22 protein-coding genes are annotated in these 20,847 nt (G+C 67.9%); 12 read left to right on the forward strand and 10 right to left on the reverse strand.

What is annotated here, in order from left to right; translation table 11 throughout:
• Nucleotides 1–366: 366 nt before the first annotated feature.
• The 3 genes from AAF604_18150 to AAF604_18160 all read right to left on the reverse strand — a co-directional run bounded on the left by AAF604_18150 (nt 367) and on the right by AAF604_18160 (nt 3,172).
• On the reverse strand, nt 367–903 hold the full coding sequence (locus AAF604_18150; protein ID MEM7051596.1) for a GNAT family N-acetyltransferase: 537 nt from the start codon (nt 901–903) through the stop codon (nt 367–369).
• An 84-nt stretch (nt 904–987) separates the two neighbouring features.
• Complete coding sequence (locus tag AAF604_18155; protein MEM7051597.1) at nt 988–1,542, reverse strand: DUF899 family protein; 555 nt, start codon at nt 1,540–1,542, stop codon at nt 988–990.
• Nucleotides 1,543–1,618: 76 nt separating this feature from the next.
• On the reverse strand, nt 1,619–3,172 hold the full coding sequence (locus AAF604_18160; GenBank protein ID MEM7051598.1) for a 3,4-dehydroadipyl-CoA semialdehyde dehydrogenase: 1,554 nt from the start codon (nt 3,170–3,172) through the stop codon (nt 1,619–1,621).
• A gap of 159 nt (nt 3,173–3,331) precedes the next feature.
• Between AAF604_18160 and AAF604_18165 the strand changes: the two genes are divergently transcribed.
• From AAF604_18165 to AAF604_18185, 5 genes are all read left to right on the forward strand, one after another.
• Entirely contained in the window at nt 3,332–3,877 is a 546-nt protein-coding gene (locus AAF604_18165; GenBank protein ID MEM7051599.1) for a hypothetical protein, read from the forward strand.
• A gap of 28 nt (nt 3,878–3,905) precedes the next feature.
• Nucleotides 3,906–4,556 (forward strand): RES domain-containing protein, encoded by a 651-nt coding sequence (locus tag AAF604_18170; GenBank protein ID MEM7051600.1) that lies wholly within the window; start codon nt 3,906–3,908, stop codon nt 4,554–4,556.
• A 107-nt stretch (nt 4,557–4,663) separates the two neighbouring features.
• A complete protein-coding gene (locus AAF604_18175) occupies nt 4,664–4,993 on the forward strand; it encodes a 4a-hydroxytetrahydrobiopterin dehydratase (GenBank protein MEM7051601.1) in 330 nt (109 codons plus the stop codon).
• A 28-nt stretch (nt 4,994–5,021) separates the two neighbouring features.
• Nucleotides 5,022–6,137 carry an alpha-hydroxy acid oxidase gene (locus AAF604_18180; protein MEM7051602.1) on the forward strand — a complete coding sequence of 372 codons (1,116 nt, stop codon included), beginning with the start codon at nt 5,022–5,024 and terminating at the stop codon, nt 6,135–6,137.
• Nucleotides 6,134–6,805, forward strand: coding sequence for a peptidylprolyl isomerase (locus AAF604_18185; protein MEM7051603.1), 672 nt, complete (start codon nt 6,134–6,136; stop codon nt 6,803–6,805). The genes AAF604_18180 and AAF604_18185 overlap by 4 nt, the downstream gene beginning before the upstream one ends.
• 4 nt (nt 6,806–6,809) lie before the next feature.
• On the opposite strand, the gene AAF604_18190 is transcribed toward AAF604_18185, so the two are convergent.
• Nucleotides 6,810–7,976, reverse strand: coding sequence for an alanine--glyoxylate aminotransferase family protein (locus tag AAF604_18190; protein ID MEM7051604.1), 1,167 nt, complete (start codon nt 7,974–7,976; stop codon nt 6,810–6,812).
• A gap of 143 nt (nt 7,977–8,119) precedes the next feature.
• Here AAF604_18190 and AAF604_18195 point away from each other — a divergent pair, with 143 nt between their 5' ends.
• A complete protein-coding gene (locus tag AAF604_18195) occupies nt 8,120–9,718 on the forward strand; it encodes a VCBS repeat-containing protein (protein MEM7051605.1) in 1,599 nt (532 codons plus the stop codon).
• Nucleotides 9,715–11,118 carry a hypothetical protein gene (locus AAF604_18200; protein ID MEM7051606.1) on the forward strand — a complete coding sequence of 468 codons (1,404 nt, stop codon included), beginning with the start codon at nt 9,715–9,717 and terminating at the stop codon, nt 11,116–11,118. The genes AAF604_18195 and AAF604_18200 overlap by 4 nt, the downstream gene beginning before the upstream one ends.
• On the opposite strand, the gene AAF604_18205 is transcribed toward AAF604_18200, so the two are convergent.
• Complete coding sequence (locus AAF604_18205; protein MEM7051607.1) at nt 11,091–11,459, reverse strand: Hpt domain-containing protein; 369 nt, start codon at nt 11,457–11,459, stop codon at nt 11,091–11,093. The two genes, AAF604_18200 and AAF604_18205, sit on opposite strands and share 28 nt — an antisense overlap.
• A 55-nt stretch (nt 11,460–11,514) precedes the next feature.
• Here AAF604_18205 and AAF604_18210 point away from each other — a divergent pair, with 55 nt between their 5' ends.
• The 4 genes from AAF604_18210 to AAF604_18225 all read left to right on the forward strand — a co-directional run bounded on the left by AAF604_18210 (nt 11,515) and on the right by AAF604_18225 (nt 14,587).
• Nucleotides 11,515–12,711 (forward strand): SpoIIE family protein phosphatase, encoded by a 1,197-nt coding sequence (locus tag AAF604_18210; GenBank protein MEM7051608.1) that lies wholly within the window; start codon nt 11,515–11,517, stop codon nt 12,709–12,711.
• A complete protein-coding gene (locus tag AAF604_18215; protein ID MEM7051609.1) occupies nt 12,708–13,178 on the forward strand; it encodes an ATP-binding protein in 471 nt (156 codons plus the stop codon). Before AAF604_18210 ends, AAF604_18215 begins: the two co-directional genes overlap by 4 nt.
• A gap of 95 nt (nt 13,179–13,273) precedes the next feature.
• The gene (locus tag AAF604_18220; GenBank protein MEM7051610.1) at nt 13,274–14,038 is read left to right on the forward strand and encodes a class I SAM-dependent methyltransferase; all 765 of its coding nucleotides are present in this window, start codon (nt 13,274–13,276) and stop codon (nt 14,036–14,038) included.
• Nucleotides 14,039–14,047: 9 nt separating this feature from the next.
• Complete coding sequence (locus AAF604_18225; GenBank protein ID MEM7051611.1) at nt 14,048–14,587, forward strand: GNAT family N-acetyltransferase; 540 nt, start codon at nt 14,048–14,050, stop codon at nt 14,585–14,587.
• Between the two features lie 26 nt (nt 14,588–14,613).
• Here the strand turns inward: AAF604_18225 and AAF604_18230 are convergent, their stop codons facing one another.
• Nucleotides 14,614–15,510, reverse strand: coding sequence for a haloalkane dehalogenase (locus AAF604_18230; protein ID MEM7051612.1), 897 nt, complete (start codon nt 15,508–15,510; stop codon nt 14,614–14,616).
• Between the two features lie 78 nt (nt 15,511–15,588).
• On the opposite strand from AAF604_18230, the gene AAF604_18235 reads away from it, so the two are divergent.
• Nucleotides 15,589–15,759 carry a hypothetical protein gene (locus AAF604_18235; protein MEM7051613.1) on the forward strand — a complete coding sequence of 57 codons (171 nt, stop codon included), beginning with the start codon at nt 15,589–15,591 and terminating at the stop codon, nt 15,757–15,759.
• 24 nt (nt 15,760–15,783) lie between these two features.
• Here the strand turns inward: AAF604_18235 and AAF604_18240 are convergent, their stop codons facing one another.
• The 4 genes from AAF604_18240 to AAF604_18255 all read right to left on the reverse strand — a co-directional run bounded on the left by AAF604_18240 (nt 15,784) and on the right by AAF604_18255 (nt 20,719).
• Nucleotides 15,784–17,019: a hypothetical protein gene (locus AAF604_18240; GenBank protein MEM7051614.1), complete on the reverse strand. Its 1,236-nt coding sequence runs from the start codon at nt 17,017–17,019 to the stop codon at nt 15,784–15,786.
• A gap of 61 nt (nt 17,020–17,080) precedes the next feature.
• Complete coding sequence (locus AAF604_18245; GenBank protein MEM7051615.1) at nt 17,081–17,371, reverse strand: hypothetical protein; 291 nt, start codon at nt 17,369–17,371, stop codon at nt 17,081–17,083.
• Nucleotides 17,372–17,682: 311 nt separating this feature from the next.
• On the reverse strand, nt 17,683–20,154 hold the full coding sequence (locus AAF604_18250; protein ID MEM7051616.1) for a tetratricopeptide repeat protein: 2,472 nt from the start codon (nt 20,152–20,154) through the stop codon (nt 17,683–17,685).
• Nucleotides 20,144–20,719, reverse strand: coding sequence for a sigma-70 family RNA polymerase sigma factor (locus tag AAF604_18255; protein MEM7051617.1), 576 nt, complete (start codon nt 20,717–20,719; stop codon nt 20,144–20,146). The genes AAF604_18250 and AAF604_18255 overlap by 11 nt, the downstream gene beginning before the upstream one ends.
• Between the last annotated feature and the right edge of the window lie 128 nt (nt 20,720–20,847).

The raw sequence follows: 20,847 nt of genomic DNA on the forward strand, positions 1-20,847 counted from the left end.
CGGGCCCGACGGTCCAACTTGGGATGAGGCCGCACGACATGGGCGCGCTGGCGGGCCGCGCAGGCCCGAGGGGGGAGCCTCTAGCCACTGCTGGCCGGGCCCCCCTGAAAGAGACAGCAGGCTCTGAACAAGTCGCGAAGCGGACTATTTCACCCGCCTGCTAGCTGGCTGCTTAAATAGTTCTGGTGCGTGGACTCCCGGCCCGGGGGGCCCCCCGCGCCCAGCGGGCGTGGCGGCGCCTTTGGCGCCGAGGACGGGGGTGAAGGCGCGCGACATGCGCGCGCGCCTGAGGGGGGCGCCTTTTAGCCCCCCTGAAACAAACAGCAGGTGCTGAATAAGCCGCCACGCGGCTTTTTCAGCAACCTGCTAGAGCGCGAGGACCATCTTGGTCATGTCGTGCGCCTGACCGTCCGGGTCGGTACCGTAGCCGGGGAACTCGGTCGGCTTGAAGCCGAGGCCCTTGAGCACCTTGACGGCGTCGTCCTCGAGGTCCGAGATCAACATGCAGGTGAGGTGACGCAGGCCGTTGGCCCGGGCGATGTCGATGAAGTGGTTGACCAGCAGGGAACCCAGTCCCATCTTGCGATAGTCCGGATCGATCAGCCACTTGATGCGGCCGACGAGACGCAGCGGTCCACCGGCACGGCGGTGCAGGGTGGCATCGGCGACGACGTTGCCGCCGTCGATGACGAGCAGCGGAAAGGCCTTGCCGTAGTCGAGGTTCCGCCCCCAGGCTTCGACCAAGCCACGATCATCGATACGGTCCCAGGCGAACCGGCGGGTGTCCTCCGGCAGGGTGCGGAAAAACTCGTAGAGGGCATCCGTGTCCTTCTCCGTGAAGGGTCGGAGCAGGACACGGCGGCCATCCCTCAGAGCCGCCTCCTGTGGATATCGGCTGAGCATGCTTCCTCCTCGAACTGAGTGTCATGACCGGCACCGAAGTCGGCGACGCCCACCCGCGGGGCGCCCCTGCGACCGGAGCCTCGGTCAATATTTCATCTTCGGCTCCCAGCCGGCGACGCCGTCCGGAAGCAATTCGAACAAATGCCATGGACTGCAAAAATCGTCCCCGGGACCGAAGGAAGTCCAACCGGTTCGTTCGATGCCGGCCTCGCCACGGCGGAAGAAGGAAGCGCCCGGCAACCAGGCGCCCTCTTCCCCGAAGCCCATCTCCTGGGTGAATTCCGAATCGCGGGTCGAGACCATGGGGAATCGCCAACCGCGCGCCGTCGCCAAGGCGGACTGCTCTGCCGGCGAATCCGGCGACGCGACCACGAAGGGCGCCCGGTTCTCGAGGTGATCGAAGACGCCGTTGAACCCGTCGGCCCACAGCGTGCAGTAGCTGCAGCCGCGCCCCATGTTGTGCACCACCACCAGCTCGGAGTGCGTACCGAAGAGCTCCGACAGGCGCACCGATCCACCCTCCGAGGTCACCAACTCGTAATCTCGGACCGGCGTGGGTGGGCGCTCGCGGCGCAGCTCCGCGAGGCGCTTCTTGAGTTCCAGGATCTGGTGTTCGAGACGTTCGATCTCGCGATCCATCATCTCCTCGTGTCGTCTTTGCGCACCCACGATACCTCAAGACCGGGCTGCGGTCGAACTCTCGTCAGGGCGCCGCCTACTCGGCAACGCCGGCGAGGGCCTCGACCTGCTGCCGACTGCCCTGCAGGGCGACGCGCTGGAGATAGATGCCGAGGCCCACCTCGCCGCCCAGCTCCTCTCCCCCACCGGCCCGGCCAGGGCCGCCATGGAGGGTCTGGGGCAAGGCCACGCCGGAGCCCGGCGCCTCCTCCGCCGCCGCCTGGGAGCCGAGATAGACCCGACCGGTGGTGCAAGCCCCGTCGGCGAGGAACTCCGCCACCCACTGGCGATCGTCGCCATAGACGGAGGTCACCAAGGTGCCGCCGCCAAGGGCCACCAGGGCGGCCGCCGAAGCCGCCCGGCCGTCATAGGGAATCACCGTCGCCACCGGGGCGAAGACTTCGCGCTGATGCACCGCTATCGCCGCCGCCGAGGCCTGTAGCAGGGTCGGCGCGAAAAAGAAGCCGCGGCCGGCCGGCGCACCTTCACCGTCGACGCGCCGGCCGCTGCCGAAGAGAACTTCGGCGCCGGCCGCGACCAGCTCCGCTACCCCCTCCTCGGCGTCGGCGAGCTGACTCGCCGTCGCCAACGGCCCCATCCTCACGCCGTCTGCCGCGGGGTCCCCGGTGACCACCTTCGAGAGGCGCTCCGCGAGGGCTTCCCGAACCGTCTCCAGCTCTGCCTCGGGAACCATGATGCGGCGCACGGCGGTGCACTTCTGCCCCGCCTTCTGGGTCATCTCACGAGTTGTGTCCTTGATGAACAGACGAAAGGTCTCGGCCTCGAAGTCGGGCGCCAGCACGGCGGCGTTGAGGCTGTCCGCTTCGACGTTGATGCGGGTGTTGGTACGGCGCAGATTGTCGCGATCGCGCAGCGCCAAGGCGGTGTCGGCGGAGCCCGTGAAGGCCAGCACATCCTGCGCCCCCAAGCGATCGAGCAGATCGCCGGTGCGACCGCAGATGAGCTGCAGGGAGCCCTCCGGCAGCAGATCCGCGGCGATGATCAGCTCGACCATGCGAGCCGCCACCAGGGACGTCGCCGTCGCCGGCTTGGTGATCACGGGCATGCCCGCGAGGAGCGCGCAGGCGGCCTTCTCGGCCAATCCCCAGGCCGGAAAGTTGAAGGCATTGATGTGCACCGCCACACCGTGCCGCGGCACCAGGACGTGCTGGCCCCAGAAGCCCTCGCCGCGGGAGAGCTGGATGCCATCGCCCTCCGCCAGGAAGCGACGCGGCCCGAGCTTCTTGCCGACGAAGGCGTAGTAGGCGAGGGTACCGCCGGCCCCGTCGACGTCGAAGGATCCGTCACCGCCGGTGGTGCCGTTGCACTGCCGGGAAAGATCGAGGAGCTCGTCCCGGTGCTCACGCAGCAGCTTCGAAATCGCCTTGAGCAGGGCTCCTCGCTCGGCGAAGGTCAAGGCGCGCAGGGCAGGCCCGCCGACATCGCGAGCGTGGTCCAGCACCCGGGCGAAGTCGACTCCGTCACTCGAGGCGCGAGCGATCACTTCCTCGGTCGAAGGATCGACGAGCGAAGCGAAGCCCGACTCGGCCTCGTGCCAGGCCCCGTAGACATAGCTCTTGAGGGTCTTCATTGGGTCTCTCCTGCCTCCTTGGAAGATGACGACGGAACCGCCGCACCTGGCGAAGAGTACACCAATTCGGGCTCCTTGACCACGCTCCGGAAGGCCCCCCTTGACAACCTTGCACTTGACGACCTTGACAAGGCTTTGGACAGGCTCTATCCTGCCTCCATGGCCGGCCCGAACCCCACCCCTGCTCGTCACTATCTGGAGCGCCTGACCCATTACCTGCGGGAGGGTCTCGAAGAGCGTCTGGCGGCCTACGACCGCAGCGGTCACTCCCTGCACGAGATCGGCCCGGCGGAGGACATTGCCCGGCGCATGCTGCAGTCGGTGCCGGAGCCCTCGCGCTGGGACGATCTGCTGGGCCCCTTCTACACCACCCGCCAGATCTCCGAGCTGTTCGGCGGCATCAGCCGACAGGCGGTCGCCGACCGCCGTCAGCGGCGCACCCTCCTCGGCCTGCGCACGGCCGACGGAGTGGTCGTCTTCCCGACCTTTCAGCTCGACGACGAGCAGCGCGTTCTCGAGGGTCTGCCGGCGGTGCTGCGCTGCTTTCCGGCGGATCTCGTCGACGAGTGGACCCTGGCCGGATGGCTGGTAGCGCCGCAGCACAGCCTCGGTCGCCGGTCGCCGATCGACTGGCTGCGCCGGGGAGAGGATCCCGAGCCGGTGATCGCCCTGGCCCGCGACACGGCGCGCCGCTTCGCCCAGTAGCTTTCCCCGATCAACTTCCCCTGCCTTCATGTCGCGCCGTCGCCGACGCCCGACCCTCGCGTCGCCACCGCGAGCCGAACGCCTGCAGGCTTTTCCGGCCCGCTCCCTCGGCCTCGAGCGTCAGCTCTTTCGGGTCGTCCGGCGAGGCCGAGGCCCGTGGTGGTTCGGCAGCTCCATGGCAGGGCGGTTCGATCTCCCCAAACCCCACGGGACCTGCTACCTGGCGAGTGACGAGATCGCGGCGCTGCTCGAGGTCATCGGCCCCAATCGTCTCGGCGGCGGTGTCTGCCGCGAGTTCTTCGACGCCCGCCGGCTACGCCGCCTCAGGCTGCCTGCCAAACGCCGCCTGGCGGACCTCGTCGCCCGCCGCGCCGCCGCCTTCGGGATCACCGGAGAGATCGGCAGCCTGGTGCCCTACGACCTGCCGCAGCGCTGGGCCCGACGTCTCCATCGAGCGACCTTCGAGGGCGTCATCTTTCATCTGCGTCACGATCCCAGTGCCGCCGAGGGCTTGGCCCTGTTCGGCCCCACCGGCGAGCGCAAGGCCTGGCGCCGCGGCCGCGAAGAGCCCCTCGACGATGAATTGCTGGGCCGCCTGGAGCGCGATTGCGGCCTCGAGATTCTCGATCGGCCGCGCGCCTCGCAGCTGCGTTTCGCCGACCTCCCCCGCCCCTCTTGAGGCCACCCGGGCTGCTATCCTCGAGCTCTCGAAACACGCGCCCCGACCTTCTCAGCAAGCCCACCGGCGCCGATTGATCCAGCGCACCACCCGAGGAGCAACGAACCGTGACCGACCTGGCCTCCAAGAACTGTGTCCCCTGCCGCGGCGGAGTGCCGCCGCTGGCCGGCGAAGAGCTCGCCGATCTCCATCGACGCCTGGGCGCCGACTGGCACCTGGTGGATGAGCACCACCTCGAGAAGGAGTTTCGCTTCCCCGACTTCCGTGGCGCCCTCGACTTCACCAACCGCATCGGCGAGCTCGCCGAGGAGCAGGATCACCATCCCGAGATACTGCTCACCTGGGGGCGGGTGAAGATCACTATCTGGACCCACAAGATCGACGGTCTGACGGAAAGCGACTTCGTGTGGGCCGCCAAGGCTGAACAGCTCGCCTGACCACGGTTCGACAACCGGCTCCCCGGCGATGGAATCCGCGATCAATCTCTTCGACCTCGAGGCGGCGGCCCGCGAGGCCCTCGACCGGATGGCCTACGACTACTACGCCAGCGGCGCCAACGACGAGCTCACCCTGCGCGCCAATCACCGCGCCTACGAGAAGCTCTCCCTCGCCTACCGGGTGCTGGTGGACGTGTCGCGGCGGGACCCCGCCACCACCCTCCTCGGGGAGCCCGTCGCGATGCCCATCGCGGTCGCTCCGACGGCCTTCCACGGCCTCGCCCATCCGGAGGCCGAGCGCGCCACCGCCCGCGCCGCCGGCGAGGCCGGCACGGTGATGATCCTCAGCACCCTGTCGAACTCGCCGGTCGAAGAGGTGGTCGCCGCCAGCCGCGGACCGGTCTGGTTCCAGCTCTACGTCTACAAGGACCGCGGCGCCACCGAGGCGCTGCTGGAGCGGGTCCAGGACGCCGGCTGCCGCGCCATCGTGCTGACCGTCGACGCGCCGGTTCTCGGGCGCCGCGAGCGCGACGTGCGCAATCGCTTCCGGCTGCCGCCGGGCCTCGCCGTCAGCAACCTCTCGGCCGCCGGTTACGGCGAGGTCGCGGCGAGTGCCGACGACTCGGGCCTGGCCGCCTACGTCGCCGACCTGCACGACCCCTCGCTGTCCTGGGAAGACCTCGACTGGCTGCGCTCGGTGACCGACCTGCCGCTCCTGATCAAGGGCATCGTGCGCCCCGACGACGCCCTGCGCGCCGCCCGCGCCGGCGTCGCGGGCATCGTGGTGTCGAACCATGGTGGACGTCAGCTCGACACCGCGCCGGCCCCCATCGAGGTGCTGCCGGAAATCGTCGACGGCGTCGCGACCGACCACCCGGAGGTGGAAGTCCTGATCGATGGCGGCGTCCGCCGCGGTACCGACGTGCTCAAGGCCATCGCCCTCGGAGCCCGCGCTGTCCTGGTGGGACGGCCAGTGCTGTGGGGACTGGCGACGGGCGGCTCGCCAGGAGTTGCCGCGGTTCTCGCCTTGCTGCGCCAGGAGCTCGACGTGGCGATGGCCCTGTGCGGCTGTCGCGAGGTCGCCGAGATCACTCGCGACCTGATCTGGCAGCCGACCTCCCATCAGCTCGGAGACCGACCATGACCCTCGACCCCTACACCGGCGCCCCCCGTCCCGGCGCCCCCTGTCCCGCCGACCCCCGCCCCGCAGCGACCGCACCCCGGCACCGGCTCACCGGCCTCGTCCTGGCGCTGGCCCTCGCCCTCGGCTGCGCGACGGCAGCTCCCGAGGCCGACCTGCCGCGGGTCCGTTTCGAGACCTCCTTGGGAACCATCGACGTCGAGATCGACCTCGCCGCGGCACCGGTGACCGCCGGCAATTTCCTGCGCTACGTCGACGAAGGGCGTTTCGCCGACGCCCACTTCTATCGCGTCGTGACCCCCGACAATCAGCCCAACAACGACATCCGCATCGAGGTGGTGCAGGGCGGATTGGGATTCGATCCCCACCCCAGCAGCCTGCCGGCAATCGCCCACGAGACCACCGAGGCGACCGGCCTCCGCCATCTCGATGGCACCCTCTCGATGGCTCGCAACGAGCCCGGCAGCGCCTCTTCGGAGTTCTTCTTCTGCCTCGGTGATCAGCCGGAGCTCGACTTCGCAGGCCGGCGCAACCCCGACGGCCAGGGCTTTGCGGCCTTCGGCCAAGTGGTTTCCGGCCTCGCCGTGCTGCGCACCATCCAGCAACGGCCGGCCCGCCAGCAGATGCTCGACGAAAAGGTCGCGATCCGGCGAATCCGGCGCCTGCCCTGAGGGTCTATCCGATCTCGCGGCTCAAGGCCGCGACGGCGGCCTCCGGATCGCCCTCGTGGCCGAGGTCGGCGAGAGCCTCCCCCACCGCCCGGACCGTGCGTTCGAGCCACTCCCCTTGTCCGACACAGTGGCCGAGGTGGCCGACCCGGAAGTAGCTCTGGCGAATCGCCGGATGGAGGCCTCCGGCCACCACCACTCCGCGCTCGGCGATGGCGGCGATCAGCTTGCCATCGACGCCGGACGGAAAACGCAGGGCGCTCAGGGTGTTGGCGGCGAGCTCGGGACGCACCGGAATCGCCTCCAGGGCGAGCTCGGCCCAGGCCGCCCGCATCCCTTCGGCGACCTGCCGGTGGCGGTCCACGGTCTCGTCGAGCCCACGCTCGAGAATTTCGCCGAGGGCGGCGTCGAGGGCCAAGACCAGGTTGGTGGCGGGGGTCGAGAAGTAACTCGGCCGCCCCTCCTCATAGGCCTTCATGATCGGCAGCCAGGCATCCCAGTCGAGACTCAAGGGCGGCGGTCCGGGCAGTCGCCGACGGGCCTCCAGGGCTCGGTCACTGACCACCATCAGGGCCAGGCCGGCGGGCACAGCCAGAGCCTTTTGAGAACCGGTGAGATAGACGTCGACACCCCACCCTTGCATGTCGAACTCCTCGCCGGCGGTGGCGCAAACGCCATCGAAGACGGACAGGATCCGGCGCTCGCGGGCCAGGCGGGCGATCGGCGCCGGATCGAGCCGCACGCCGGTGGAAGTATCGACATGGGTGGCGAAGACGGCTCGCACGCCGCCATACAGGCCGAGGGCCTGGCGCACCTTCTCGGGATCCGGAGCATCGCCGATCTCGGCTTCGACCTCGACCAGGTCGGCCCCCAGGCGGCGCAGCATCTCCGCCATGCGGTCGGAAAAGTAGCCGGTCTTCAGAACCAGCACCCGGTCTCCCGCCGCCACCAGGTTGGCGGCCGCCATCTCCATCGCCAGGGTGCCGCTGCCGGCAACGATGAAGGGTTGACCGGCGGGTGCCTTCCAGACCGCCCGCATGCGCTCGAGGGCGGAGCCGAAGGCCGCGATCAGATCGGGCGCGGTGTGACTCGGCGGAGGCACCGAAAAGGCCGCCTGCACCGCCGGCGAGATCTCCACGGGACCGGGAATCATCAACAGGGATTCGTCACTCATGATCTTCTCCAGAACCGCGACATTTTATGCTCAGGCTGTAACATCGCAAGGTGGGAAGCGTGTCTTCCCGCGGGAGAGCCGACAGGCTCCACCCAGCGATCACGAAACATGACGGCAGGACGACCTGACGAGGCAAAGCTGCGATGCCCAAGGTAGCCGTGTTTCTTCTCACCCTGTGCCTGCTGGGAGCGACTCCCGGCAGCGCCACCAAGCTCCGACTCCAGCCCACCCGCATCGACCTTCCAGGACCACCGGTGGCGATGGTGGCCAGCGACCTCGACGGCGACGGCTGGCAAGACCTCGCCATCCTGGTGGCCTCCACCCGCTGGGACCGCATCGGAATCTCCGAATCGGTCGAGCTCGACGAGGTCGACGGCCTGGTCGAGGTCATGACGGTGGTTCCGGCGCTGCTCGACCAGCGCGCCCTGTGGATTTTCCGCGGTGCCCCGACGGGTCGCTACGAGGCCGCCGCCGAGCCCCTCGATCTGCCGCCGGAGGTGCTCACCCTGGCCGCCGGCCCGGACGCCACGCCGCTGCTCGCGCTGACCGACGAAGGCGTTTCCGAGATCACCATCGAGGGCGACGCGATCGTGCTCACGGCGGTCATCGCCGAACCGCCGGTGATCGCCGGAACCGGAGCCTTCCTGCCGGACCTCGAGCTGCTGTGGGATCTCGACGGCAACTCTCAGAAGGACCTCATCCTGCCGACGGCGGCCGGCTTCGCCATCTACCTCGCGGACGACCAGGGCCAGCTTCCGCCGCAACCTTCCCAGCGCGCCCCGCTGCCGGCCTGGGATCGCGACCACGAGGCTCTGCTCCAGCACCATTTTCCGCTCCCCAAGGTCGAGGATCTGACCGGCGACGGCGCCCCGGACCTGCTTCTGCTGGCGCCGGAAAAACCCTGGAAACGCCTGTTCGTGCTCCCCAACCGTGGCGATGGCACCTTCGCCGCCGCCCTCGGCCCCTTCGAGTCCACCGGCGAGGAAAAAGCGACGGTCTTCTTCGGCGACATCGACGGCGACGGTCGAGCCGAGTACATCACCGAAGAGAACCTCGCCGAAGAGGATGCCGGCATGCGTCAGGAGATGCGTGACGCCAAGCGCCCTCCGATCTTGGTTCGCCTGCACCGCAGCAACGACGGCCTGGCGCGTCGACCGCAGCCCTACCTCGAGCTCGCCGCTGAGGGCTACGCCTTCGGCAACGACGACGACTTCCCCCTCCCCGGCGGCTTCCAGGACATCGACGGCGACGGCCGGCGCGATCTGATCACCCTCACCATCGACTTCTCGATGCTGCAGGTGGTGCGCATCCTGGCCACCAAGAGCCTCTCCGTCGGGATGGATTTTCACCTCTGGTGCCAGCGGGAGAACGGCTCCTTCGAGCGCGTCGAGGGTCTCGACCTGTCGGGCAAGTTCCGCCTCGACCTCAACGATTTGCGGCTCGGTCGCCTTTCCCAGTTCGCCGGTGACTTCGACGGCGACGGCCGTGCCGACTTCGTCCAGATGGGGCGCGGGCGCAATGTCAGCATCCACCTCGGCCAGGACGGCTGTCGCTACCCGACTCGCCCGGATCTCACCCTGCGCCTCGCCGAGGCGCCCAAGAACCTTCGCCTGGTGCGCATCCTCGACCTCGATGGCGACCAGCGCTCGGACCTCGCCGTGATGCACCCCGGGAAGGCGGCCGAGGCCGGAGTGACACCACCGATTCGCCTCGATCTCTACCTCAGCCGGGGGCAGCGATGAGGCGCCGCCTACCATTGCTGGCGATCCTCCTGGCCCTGGCGGCACCGCTGGCGCAGGCCACGGAGATCGCCGTCGAAGAGGTCACGAAGCCCGGCTTGCGAGTGCTCAAGGCAGCGCTTCCGGGCGAGATTCGCGCCTCCCTCGCCGAGGCTTCGAGCTGGCTCCTGCTGGTCCATCGGCCGGACGCGCCGACCACCCAACTGGTGCGTTTCGAGCCGGCGAGGGCCGGTCTCGAGGTCCTGCGGGAAGACCTGCCTGAGGAGAGCGATTCCCTCGCCCTCAAGGATCTCGACGGTGACGGCGAGCTCGAGCTGTTGCTCGGTTCCACCGGCGGCATCGTGTCCCTGGGCCCATGGCGACGGCCCGACCGCCAGCCCGAGAGCTGGCTGGCGAGCCCGGGTCTCAGCCTGCGCAACCTGCGGGCCCGCGACCTCCTCGGATCGCCGGGCGATGATCTCTCACTCGCCCTCCCCAGCAGTGGTCGTCTCGAGTTCCGCTCTGCCGCCGGCCGTCGCGTCGTGCCGCTGCCGACCAAGGTGCGCCGCACCCCTTCGGGCCTCACCATCACCTCACCCCCGGTGCATCGTCTCGACGGCTACGGCTGGGTCGCCGGACCGGAGACCCACGGCACCACCCGCTTGCGAAGCCGCCTGATCTCGCAGACCGGCGGCGAGCCGGTCGACGCCTGGTCGCGATTTCCCACCGCAACCGCTATCGAAACAGCGAGCTACGACTTGCTCGATGGGCAGCCGATGCTGTTGGTGACCTCCTATCGCGGCGACAAGTTCGGCATTTTCGACCAGCAGAAGGTCAGCGTCTTCACCCTCGGCGAGGATCGCACCCGCGCCGGTCAGGGCCCGCGCTTCGAAATCGAGACCAAGAGCCACCGCTGGCAGCCCTGCGAGGCACGCCTGATCGATCTCGACGGCGACGAGCGCCGCGACCTGATGCTCTTTCACCTCAAAGGGCTCGACGGCGACGAGTTGCTGGTCGATGGTCATCCGGGCCGGGGCGGCGGACGCTTCGCGCCTCGGCGTCAGCGCTCGAGCTTCGACATCACGGCCCTCGCCTGGTCCTACGAACGCGACTACACGGCGGACGGCGAGCTCGACCTGGTGGTCCTGGGGAGCGATCGAGTCGATCTCTACGCCGGCGTGCGGCCGGGCCCGAAGGGTAAGCGGCTGTTCGAGCGCGAGGCGACCTGGAGCTACCCCCTGGGAGAGGCCCTCGAGGAGATCGAGGCCAGCGTCACGGTGGGCTCCGACGGCGCCGACGGTGAGATCTCGGCGGCCGGAACCCTCGCCCTCTCGGCGGAGACCGGCAGCGGACCGCCGGGCCTGCTGATCGGCCTCGAAGGCTCGAGCCGGCTGATCTACCTCGAGCCGGAAGGATCGAGGTAGAAGGCCAGATGCGGCAACAGGGCCTCGACCTGGGGAGTGAGATCGGTCACTAGAATCTCCAGGTAGGGGCCTCCCGCCTGGGCCGAACGCTCGATCGCCGCGCAATGGGCGGCGAGCGCTTCGGCCCCGAGATTCGCGCTCGCCCCTTTGAGACCGTGGGCGAGGCGTCGCAGCTCGCCTCCGTCGCCCGCCCGCCAGGCCGCGGCCATGGCCGTCGGCAGACGGTCGAGATCGCTCCGGTACTCGAACAGCACCTCCTCGAGGAGCTCCTCACCGCCGGCGTCGCGAATCTCCTCGAGCCGGTCGCGACTGAGAATCTTCGACTGTTCGCCTTGCTGCATCCCTACTCCTTCATTTACGATCTCAAGAGATGATACAAGACTTTCCACCGCCATCATGAGCCCACCCGCAGCAGGCCGCGTCCTGATCGCCGAGGACGTCTCGGTGAATCGCCGCCTGCTGCGCGGCTTCCTGGTGCGAGCCGGTTTCGAGGTCATCGAAGCGGCCGATGGCGCCGCCGCGTTGAGCCTGGCCCGCGAGCTGCAGCCGGATCTCGTCCTCCTCGACATCATGATGCCCGGAGTGGACGGCTACGAGGTCTGCCGCAGTCTCAAGGCGGCACCGGCGACCCGCCACACGCCGGTCATCTTTCTCACCGCCATCGACGAGCTCGACAGCAAGGTGCTGGGCTTCGAGCTCGGTGCCGCCGACTACATCACCAAGCCCTTCAACAACGCCGAAGTGGTGGCGCGAGTGCGCACCCACGTCGAGCTGCGCCGGGTCACCGGAGCGCTGGAGCGGGCCAATTCCGAGCTGCACGCCAAACAGCAGCTCTTGGAGGAAGACCTCGAGGCCGCCGGTACAATTCTGCAGAGTCTGCTGCCGGAGAAGAGCCTGCAGCTCCCGAGCCTGGAGGTGGCCTGGCGATTCCGACCCAGCGAACGCATCGGCGGCGACCTGCTCAATGTCCTGCCCCTCGACGATTCGCGGGTGGCCCTCTACGTCGCCGACGTCAGCGGTCACGGCGTGCCGGCGGCTCTGGTCGCCTTCTCGATTGACCAGAGCCTCGCCCGCGGCCCCGGCGAAAGTGGACGGCGCCTGCCCCTCGCGCAGCCAGCCGACCTGTTGCGCGCCCTCGACCACGACTACCCCCTCGAGCGCTTCGACAAACACTTCACCATCAGCTACCTGGTGCTCGACACCACCACCGGCAACCTCACCTACAGCAGCGCCGGCCATCCGGCCCCCTTGATCCAGCGCCGCGACGGTCGGCTCGAGTTGCTCGAGGCCGGGGGTCCCTTCATCGGCCTCGGCGAGTTCCTCGACTTCGACGAGGGCAGCAGCTCCCTGGCTCCGGGCGACCGCATCGTCCTCTACACCGACGGGCTGATCGAGCGCTCGGCGCCGGACGGCCAGCTATTCGGCAACGACCGCCTGCAGCAGCTAGTCCGCGATCAGCAAAGGGAGCCCCTCGACACGCTCTGTGAATCGATCCTCTCGGAAGTCGATCGCTTCGCCGCCGGTCAGCCGGCCCGCGACGATCTGACCCTGCTGGCGGTCGAGCGACGCAGCGCCCAGGAGCCCGCTCCATGAGCCCGCCGCTGCGCCGCATCGAGCTCTTGATCGAAAGCCAGCTCGACAACATTCCGCTCCTCGCAGCGTCCGTCAACCACATTTGCAACTATGTCGGCATGAACGAGATGCAGCGCTTCGAGGTCGAGTTGTGCACTGTCGAAGCGGTGACCAACGCGGTCGTCCACGCCTACGGCGGTGAGGCCGGTCACCGGGTCTGTGTCGATGTCGAGGCCGGCCCGGAAGAGCTGCGCATCTGCATTCGCGATCGCGGTCGCCCGATGCCGGCGGAAGCCCGGCAGGTTCCCCAGGAGCTCGAGGTCGATCCCGAAGACATCGAGAATCTGCCGGAGCGCGGCCGCGGCCTCTTCCTGATCCACCGCTTGATGGACGAGGTCGAGGTTTCCAGCGATGCCACCGGCAACCAGCTCGTGCTCGTCAAGAGGCTCCGTCGAGTCGAGCCCGCCGGCACAGATATTTCGCGATAACTTTAATCATATCTAGCCTTTAGCGCAGACCCACCAGTCGCCGTCGCGGCCCGAATCTGACAAGATAGGGCGGACGAAGGAACCCCTCCTCCCCCGTGACCGATTCCCTCTCGACCCGCGACTTCTACGACCGGCTGGCGTCCCACTACCACCTCGTCTACGGTGACTGGGAGGGCAGTCTCGAACGCCAGGGACAGGCCCTGCAGCGCATCCTGAGAGCCAAATGGGGAGACCGCATCACCAGCGTGCTGGACGCCGCCTGCGGTATTGGCACCCAGTCCCTTGCCCTCGCCAAGGCCGGCTACCGGGTCACCGCGTCGGACCTCTCCCCACAGGCCGTCGAGCGGGCTCGCCAGGAGGCCCAGGAACGCCTCCTCGAGATCGACTTCGCGGTCGCCGACATGCGCCACCTGGCGGACACCCATCGGCAGCCCCACGACCTGGTGATGGCTTGCGACAACGCCGTCACCCACCTGCTCGACGAGGCCGAGATCGGCCGTACTTTCGAGCAGTTCTACCGCTGCGCCAATCCCGGTGGCGGCTGCCTGATCTCGGTGCGCGACTACGCCCAGCTTCCCACCGAGGGCATTCACTTCGAGCCTCACGGCGTCCGCGAAGTCGACGGCAAGCGGCAAGTCCTGTTCCAGATCTGGAAGTTCGATGGCGCGATCTACGAGATGAGCCTCTACCGGGTGGAGGACGCCGGCGGCCGAGACTGCCAGACCATCGTCGGTCGAGCGCGCTATCACGCCATCACCATTCCCCGGCTGATGGCGCTGATGGAGGGCGCCGGCTTCGAGGGCATCGAGCGGGTCGACGGAGCCTTCTTTCAACCGGTGCTGATCGGCCACCGCCGCTGAGGTCGACGGGTGGAGATCGCCGCCGAGCCTGGCCTGCTCCGCCGCTGGCGCCGTGGCGACGAAGCGTCCCTGGTGCGCTACGCCAACAACCGTCGCATCTGGCGCCATCTCCTCGACCGCTTCCCCAACCCCTACGGTCCCGCCGAGGCCAAGGCCTGGATCGACAGCCAGCAAGGCATCGAGCGGCCGACCAACCTCGCCATCGAGTACCGGGGTGAAGCCGTCGGCAGCGTCGGGCTCGAGCCCTTCACCGACGTCTATCGGCGTACCGCCGAGGTCGGCTACTGGATCGCCGAGGCTCACTGGGGTCGCGGCCTGGCGACGGCGGCCGTCGTCGCCTTCACCGACTATGCCTTCGCCAACTTCGATTTCGAGCGCCTCCAGGCCACCGTCTTTGCCACCAACCCGGCCTCCGGTCGGGTGCTCGAGAAGGCCGGCTATCACCTCGAAGGCCGTCTCCGGCGCGCCATCTTCAAAGACGGCGAAGTCCTCGACGCCGTCCTCTGGGCCCGCATCCGAACCCCCGAGGACGGCGGCGCCGTGGAGTGAGGCTCGGAAGTCGCGCAGCGACCTGCTCAGGAGCCCGCAGCGAAGTCGATCACCATCTGGGCGAGCTCTTCACCGCAGTCTTCCTGAATGAAGTGGCCGCCGCCGGCGAGGCGGCGATGGGCCTGGCCGTGGGCGCCCGGTACTTTGGTCTCGAAGATGCGCTCGCCGCCAGAGAAGATCGGGTCGCTGTCGCCAAAGGCGGTCAGTAGCGGCTTTTCCCAAGCGGTCAGCTGGTGCCATGCGGCGAGATTGGCGAGGGCTTCGGGCTCTTCGTCCTGTAGTGGCACCAGCATCGGGAACTGGCGCGCTCCGGCCTTGAAGCTCTCGTCCGGAAAGGGAGCATCGTAGGCCGCCACGACCTCCGGCGGCAGCTCCTGGACCGTCGCTCCCTGGATGATTCGGCCGGCCGGAAAGACCGGTACTTCCTGCGAATAGCGCTGCCAGGCATCGAAGGCTTCGTTGCGGGTCTTGCTGCCGATCGGCAAGCCGGTGTTCGAGACCACCACGCGGGCGAAGCGCTCCCCCGCCTCGGCCACCAGCCGGAGCCCGAGGAGACCGCCCCAGTCCTGGCAAAACAGAGTGATCGCCGACAGATCGAGGCTCTCGAAGAGCAGCTCGCGCAGCCAGGCGAGATGGCTCTGATAGGTGTAGTCGGAGCGCTCCGTCGGCTTGTCCGAGCGCCCGAACCCGATCAAATCCGGCGCCACCACCCGATGCCCCGCGGCCGCCAAGGGCGGCACCATCTTGCGATAGAGGTAGCTCCAGGACGGCTCGCCATGGAGCAGCAGTACGGGAGCAGCATCCGCCGGCCCCTCGTCGACATAGTGCATGCGGAGGCCCGAGCCGAGCTCCGCATAGTGGGGCGCGAACGAGTAACCCGGTAGGTTCTCGAAGCGTTCGTCAGGGGTTCTCAACGCCTTCATCAAGCCTCCTCTCGAAGGCCAGGATGGTAGCAGCTCGGAATCTCTATGATATAAATAAATAGACATTACAGAATAATAATGAAGATCTTATTGCTGACCCTCGTCGCTTTGCTTCTGGCGTACTCGCTGGTCAGCGCCTCTCTGCCGGCTCCGGTTCCGGAGCCGGCCATCGAGGTCGAGCCCGCGGTCGATCCGCCACCCCGCCTCGGCGAGGTCTTTCGCCACCCGCAGCGGCGCCATATGCGCTGAGCTCTGGCCGCCGCAGAACCACCGTCAGAGGCCAGCACCACCGAAGACCAGGAAGAGCTGCGCCACACCGGCGAGCAGGCCCAGGACCGCACCGGTAAGGATGAGCTTGAACTCATCCTCCTGAAAACAGGGGCGGAGCAGGTCCTGGAACTCCTCCGAGGGCAGGGACTCCATGCGCTGGCGGAGCATCTCCTCCACCACCACCGCGCGCTCTTCGATGAAGCCCCAGTGATCAAAGGGCTCACCGGAGACCTCGACCGCCTTGTCCCCGATGGCGCGCCGAATCTCGGCGTAGCCCTCCGGCCCGACGGTGACCTGGGCCGCCGGGAGCAGCGCCCCGAGGGTGGCGTCGGCGAGGGGCTTCATGTGCTTCTGGATCAAAACCCGGGCTCGCGCCGAACGCGGTCCCCGCAGGATGGCGCGAATGATGCGGCGGACGGTGACGATCTCGCGGGTCACCAGGTGGCACCACACCGCCGCCACCTCCTGCTGACGGCGCAGAAAGAGACCGTGGAGGGTCCAGGGCCCGAAGCGCCGCGGATGCAGCGGCCGGAAGATCAAGTTGAGAGCGATCCAGTTGGTCGCCCAGCCGACGATCAAGCCGAAAACCGGCAGCACCCACCACTCGCGGTAGAAGATCCAGACCAGGAGCTGCACCAGCCCAAAGGCGAACCCGAAGTAGAAACCGGAGCGCACCAGAAAGCGAAACTCCTTGTGGCCGGACTCGATGAACAGGCGATTGAGCAGCTCCTTGTCACCGCTCAGCCGTTCGACCAACATGTGCTTGAAGTCGATCAGATCTTCGATATTGCGGCCGACATCGGTCACCAGATTCTCGACCAGAGGCGGCATCTCTTCGCGCGCCCGCAGGTAAATCTGCTCCTTGACGACGGCCGGCACCATGCGCCAGGTCGCGCCATGACCGCTCCAGTACATGACCTCGTCGGTCCAGGCGGGAAGATGACGATCGACGGAGCGGGCGACGTGGCGGGAGATGCGCTCCGGCTCCATCTGCTCGAACAGCTCGGACAGGGTGCCGAGCCGGAACATGGTCTTTTCGGCGAAGGTCGCGGCCATCTTCGCGGCCTTCGAGGGGATGATGCCCTGCCAGCCGAAGATCGGCCGAATGCCGCGGAACTCGAGGGGTACGAAGGTCAGCTTGATGGCCAGCCAGTTGGTCGCCCAACCGACCACGCCAGCCACCAAGGGAATGCTCGCGAACTTCCAGAATTCGGGCTGGCTGAGGAGCTCCGGGAGCATGCCGCCTCACCGTAGCACAGGCCGGCGGCAGGCTCACCGGGGGGAAGCGCTCAGGCCTTCGTCAGTGCTGGTGCTGGCGGAACCATTCGCATTCGGAGACGGTGGCGTGTGAGTTCTCGATCACCGAGGGACTGACACAACAGATCAAGCCGCTGTCGCTTTCGACGAACTCTCCCATCACGTCCCACTCGGCACAGACCAGCCCCGCTGTGCAGTCGTTCTGAGGACTCTTGGTCCACGCCCCGGCCTCTTCCTGGCTGCCATTGATGGTGGCCCCGACGACGGCGAGCAGCAACACCGACAGGATTCCGGACCACACGACGATTCGGAAAATGCGCGCACTTCGACCCATGACGAATGCCTCCTTGCAGAATTCGTCGAAGCCCTCGGAGGTTCGCTTCGGCTCCGGGGCTCCACATCCAACGAGTTGCGGATACAGATCTACTTTTCTACGCGCAAACAACGGCATGATCCAATCACCGGGGGAGAAATTTATCGGCTCACCGGCCCAGAAATGGCCGGCGGTCGGCTGAGAACAGGCTCGAAACGAGGGTCTTCCCATCGCGGCGATCGGAGGCCATCACCTGCTGCCGGAAGGCAGAGAGGCCCTGCAGGAAGCGCAGACAGGCTGATGAGAAGGTCAGCTCTGGAACGAGTCGCCGCTCAGTCCTCGGGCTTCCAACGCTCGACTTCGGCCGGTCGACCGACCCGCTCGTAGAAGCGGCGCAAGCGGTCGTAGGCATCGCGGGTGCGCTGGTTGTCCGGCCCCTGGGCCTCGGCGATCGCCCGGTAGCTGGTACCGAGCAGGGCCTCGGCTCGCTCGAGGCGTCCTTGGGCAGCGAGGGACCAGCCGAGGGCCCCCTCGGCATAGGCGATCATCCAGCTACCGTCGAGCCGCTCCCTCCAGCTCGGTAGGCCGGCCAACAACAGCGTTTCCGCTTCCTCGGGCCGCCCCGCCTCGGTCAGGGTCAAGGCCAACCCGGTCGAGACCACCAAGGCACCGTAGTGGCTCTTCCCCAGGCTGCGCTCGACCTTGCCGAGAGACGAGCGGTAGGACGCCTCGGCCTCCTCGAGGAGCCCACGGCGGCGCAACAAGGTGGCGAGGTTGTTCTCGGTGAGGGCAACGTTGGGGTTGTCCTCGCCGTAGAGACGCCCTTGAGTGGACAGAGTCTGACGGTACATCTCCTCCGCTTCGGCCAGCCGGTCTTGCTGCTTGAGGGCCAGGGCGAGGTTGTTGAGCAGCTCCGCCACCTCCGGATGGAGGTCGCCGACCGCCTGACGGCGCCGTTCGAGGGCTTCCCGATAGAGGTCGGTGGCCGCCGCGAAGTCGCCGCCACGGTTCTCCAGAAAGGCCCGATTCGACAGCGCCCGCGCCACCTCCGCTTGCTCCGGGGCTTGCCGGCGGGCTTCCTCCAGGGCCTGGAGCGAGAGCGGCTCGGCGGTGGCGTAGTCCCCTTCCCAGCAAAGCACCGTCACGAAATCGTTGAGAGTCTTGACGCGCAGAGGATGGGCCTCGCCGAGGTCCGCGAGCACTTGCTCCGACGCCAGGCGAGCGGCCTCGCGTCCGGCCTCGAACTCCCCCAGACGAGCCAACGCCACCGCCAGCGTACCCCGGCTCTCGGCAACCTCCGGACTGGCGTCGCCGTAGAGCGAGCGGCGCGCTTCGACCGCCTTCTCGAGCTGCCCCCTGGCTTGTTGCAATGCCCCCAGATTGAGGTAGATGGTGCCCGTGGTGTCGAGCAAGGTGGCGCGAATCTCGGGCTGATCCGACAATCCCCGATCCATCGCCGCCAGACTGCGGTCGACGGCTTGGCGGACGGTCAACTCTTCGCCCTCGCCGGCGACCTGGAAGGCTTGCTTGACGAAGGCGATAGCGGCGCGGGCTTGGTCCCGCTCCCGGGTCACCCGCAGGGACTGGAAGATCAGGCCGACGGTGCTCCCGGCCAGGGTCAACACCACCGCCGCCACGGAGGCGGCCGGCACCCAGTGGCGACGCAGGAACTTGGCGGCCCGGTACCCCAAGGTGTCGGGCCGCGCCCGCACCGGGTAACCCTCTTGATGCCGCCGCAGATCGTCGGCGAAGTCCGCCGCCGAGCCGTAACGGCGCTGCGGTGCCGGCTGCAGGGCCTTCAGGACGATGGTGTCGAGATCTCCCGAGAGGCGGCGGTCGAGGCGCTCCACCGGCGGCATTTCGGCCCCCGGCGTGGTGCGCACAGAGGTGCTCGGTTTGGTGATCCGGCCATCGGTGACGATCTTCTCCACCTCGCGTAGAGAACGCCCATCGAGGTCGTACGGGTAGCGCCCGGTGAGCAGGCGATAGAGCAGCACGCCGAGGGAGTAGACGTCGCTGGCGGTGGTCACCATCGAACCGCGAATCTGCTCCGGACTGGCGAAGTGCGGCGTCATCCAGCGCATCCAGGCGGCGGTGGCCTCGAAGTCGCCGCCGGCAATCTCCGGATCGAGCAGCTTGGCGATTCCGAAGTCGAGGAGCTTGGGCTCGCCGTCGGCTCCGACCAAGATATTCGAGGGTTTGAGATCGCGGTGGACGATCAGCTTTTGATGGGCGTAGTGCACCGCCGAGCAGACCTTGCGGAAGAGGAGCAGCCGCTCGTCGACGGAGAGCCGCTGCAGCTGGCAGTACTCGTCGATGGCGAGACCGTCGATGTGCTCCATCACGAAATAGGGCAGGCCGTCCTCGGTCATCCCACCGTCGAACAGGCGGGCGATGTTGGGGTGATCGAGGCCGGCGAGGATCTGCCGCTCGATGCGCAGGCGGCGGGCCGTCTCCACCGACTCCATCCCCCGCCGCACGACCTTGAGCACCACCTGACGCCGGAACTGCTCGTCGTCTCGGCGCGCCAGGAAGACCGTGCTCATGCCACCCTCGCCGATCTTGCGCAGCAAGCGATAGGCCCCGATCCGACGTTCCTCGCCGTTCGGAAGACCGCCCTCGAGGGCCGGCCGCTCGAGGAACCCGGCGGCTTCCGTTTCGGCCAGCAGAAGCTCCTCGACGGCCCGCACCAAGTCTTCGTCGTCGGCGGCCCGGGCCGCCAGGAAGGCACGACGTTCCGCCCGCGGCAGAGCCGCTGCCCCCTCGAACAACTCTTCGATGCGACGCCAGCGTTCAGAGGTCATCGGTCTCTCCTTGCACCAGGAAGCGGTAAAGCCAGGCGCGGGTGGTGCGCCACCGTCGAATCACGGTCGCCGTCGAGATCCCCATCACCGCCGAGATCTCCTCCTGGGTCAGGCCGCCGAAGTAGCGCAGCTCGACCACCCGCGCTCCTTCCGGATGGGTTTCCGCCAAGGTGTTGAGGGCGTCGTCGAGGGCCACCAGGTCCGGCGCCTTCTCCACCGGAATCGGATCGCTGTCGCTCAAGGACACACGATCGAAGGCAGCGCCGCGCTTCGCCGAACCGTGGCGGCGCGCATGGTCGACCAGAATGCGGCGCATCATCTGGCTGGCGATGGCGAAGAAATGGGCCCGGTCGCGCCAGCGCACGCGATCCTGATCGATCAGCCGGAGGAAGGCCTCGTTGACCAGACCGGGAGCTTCCAGGGTGTGGTTCGAGCGCTCCTTGCGCAGGTAGCGGTCGGCCATGCCCTGCAGGCGGTCATAGACCAGGGGCATGAGCTCTTCGAGGGCCTTGCGGTCACCATCGCTCCATTCGATCAGTAGCTGGGTGAGCTTTCCTTGCGCCATGGCAGCTCTCCTTGCGGAAGGGGACCTCGGACTCGCGACTCACGCCGCTCGGAAGGCACCGGGCCGAGCCGCCGGGAGCCCGTCCGGCGCCGACTCCGTACCGTTGCAGCGCGCTCCAAAAGACGTCC

The organism is Acidobacteriota bacterium, from assembly GCA_039028635.1.
GTDB lineage: Bacteria > Acidobacteriota > Thermoanaerobaculia > Multivoradales > JBCCEF01 > JBCCEF01.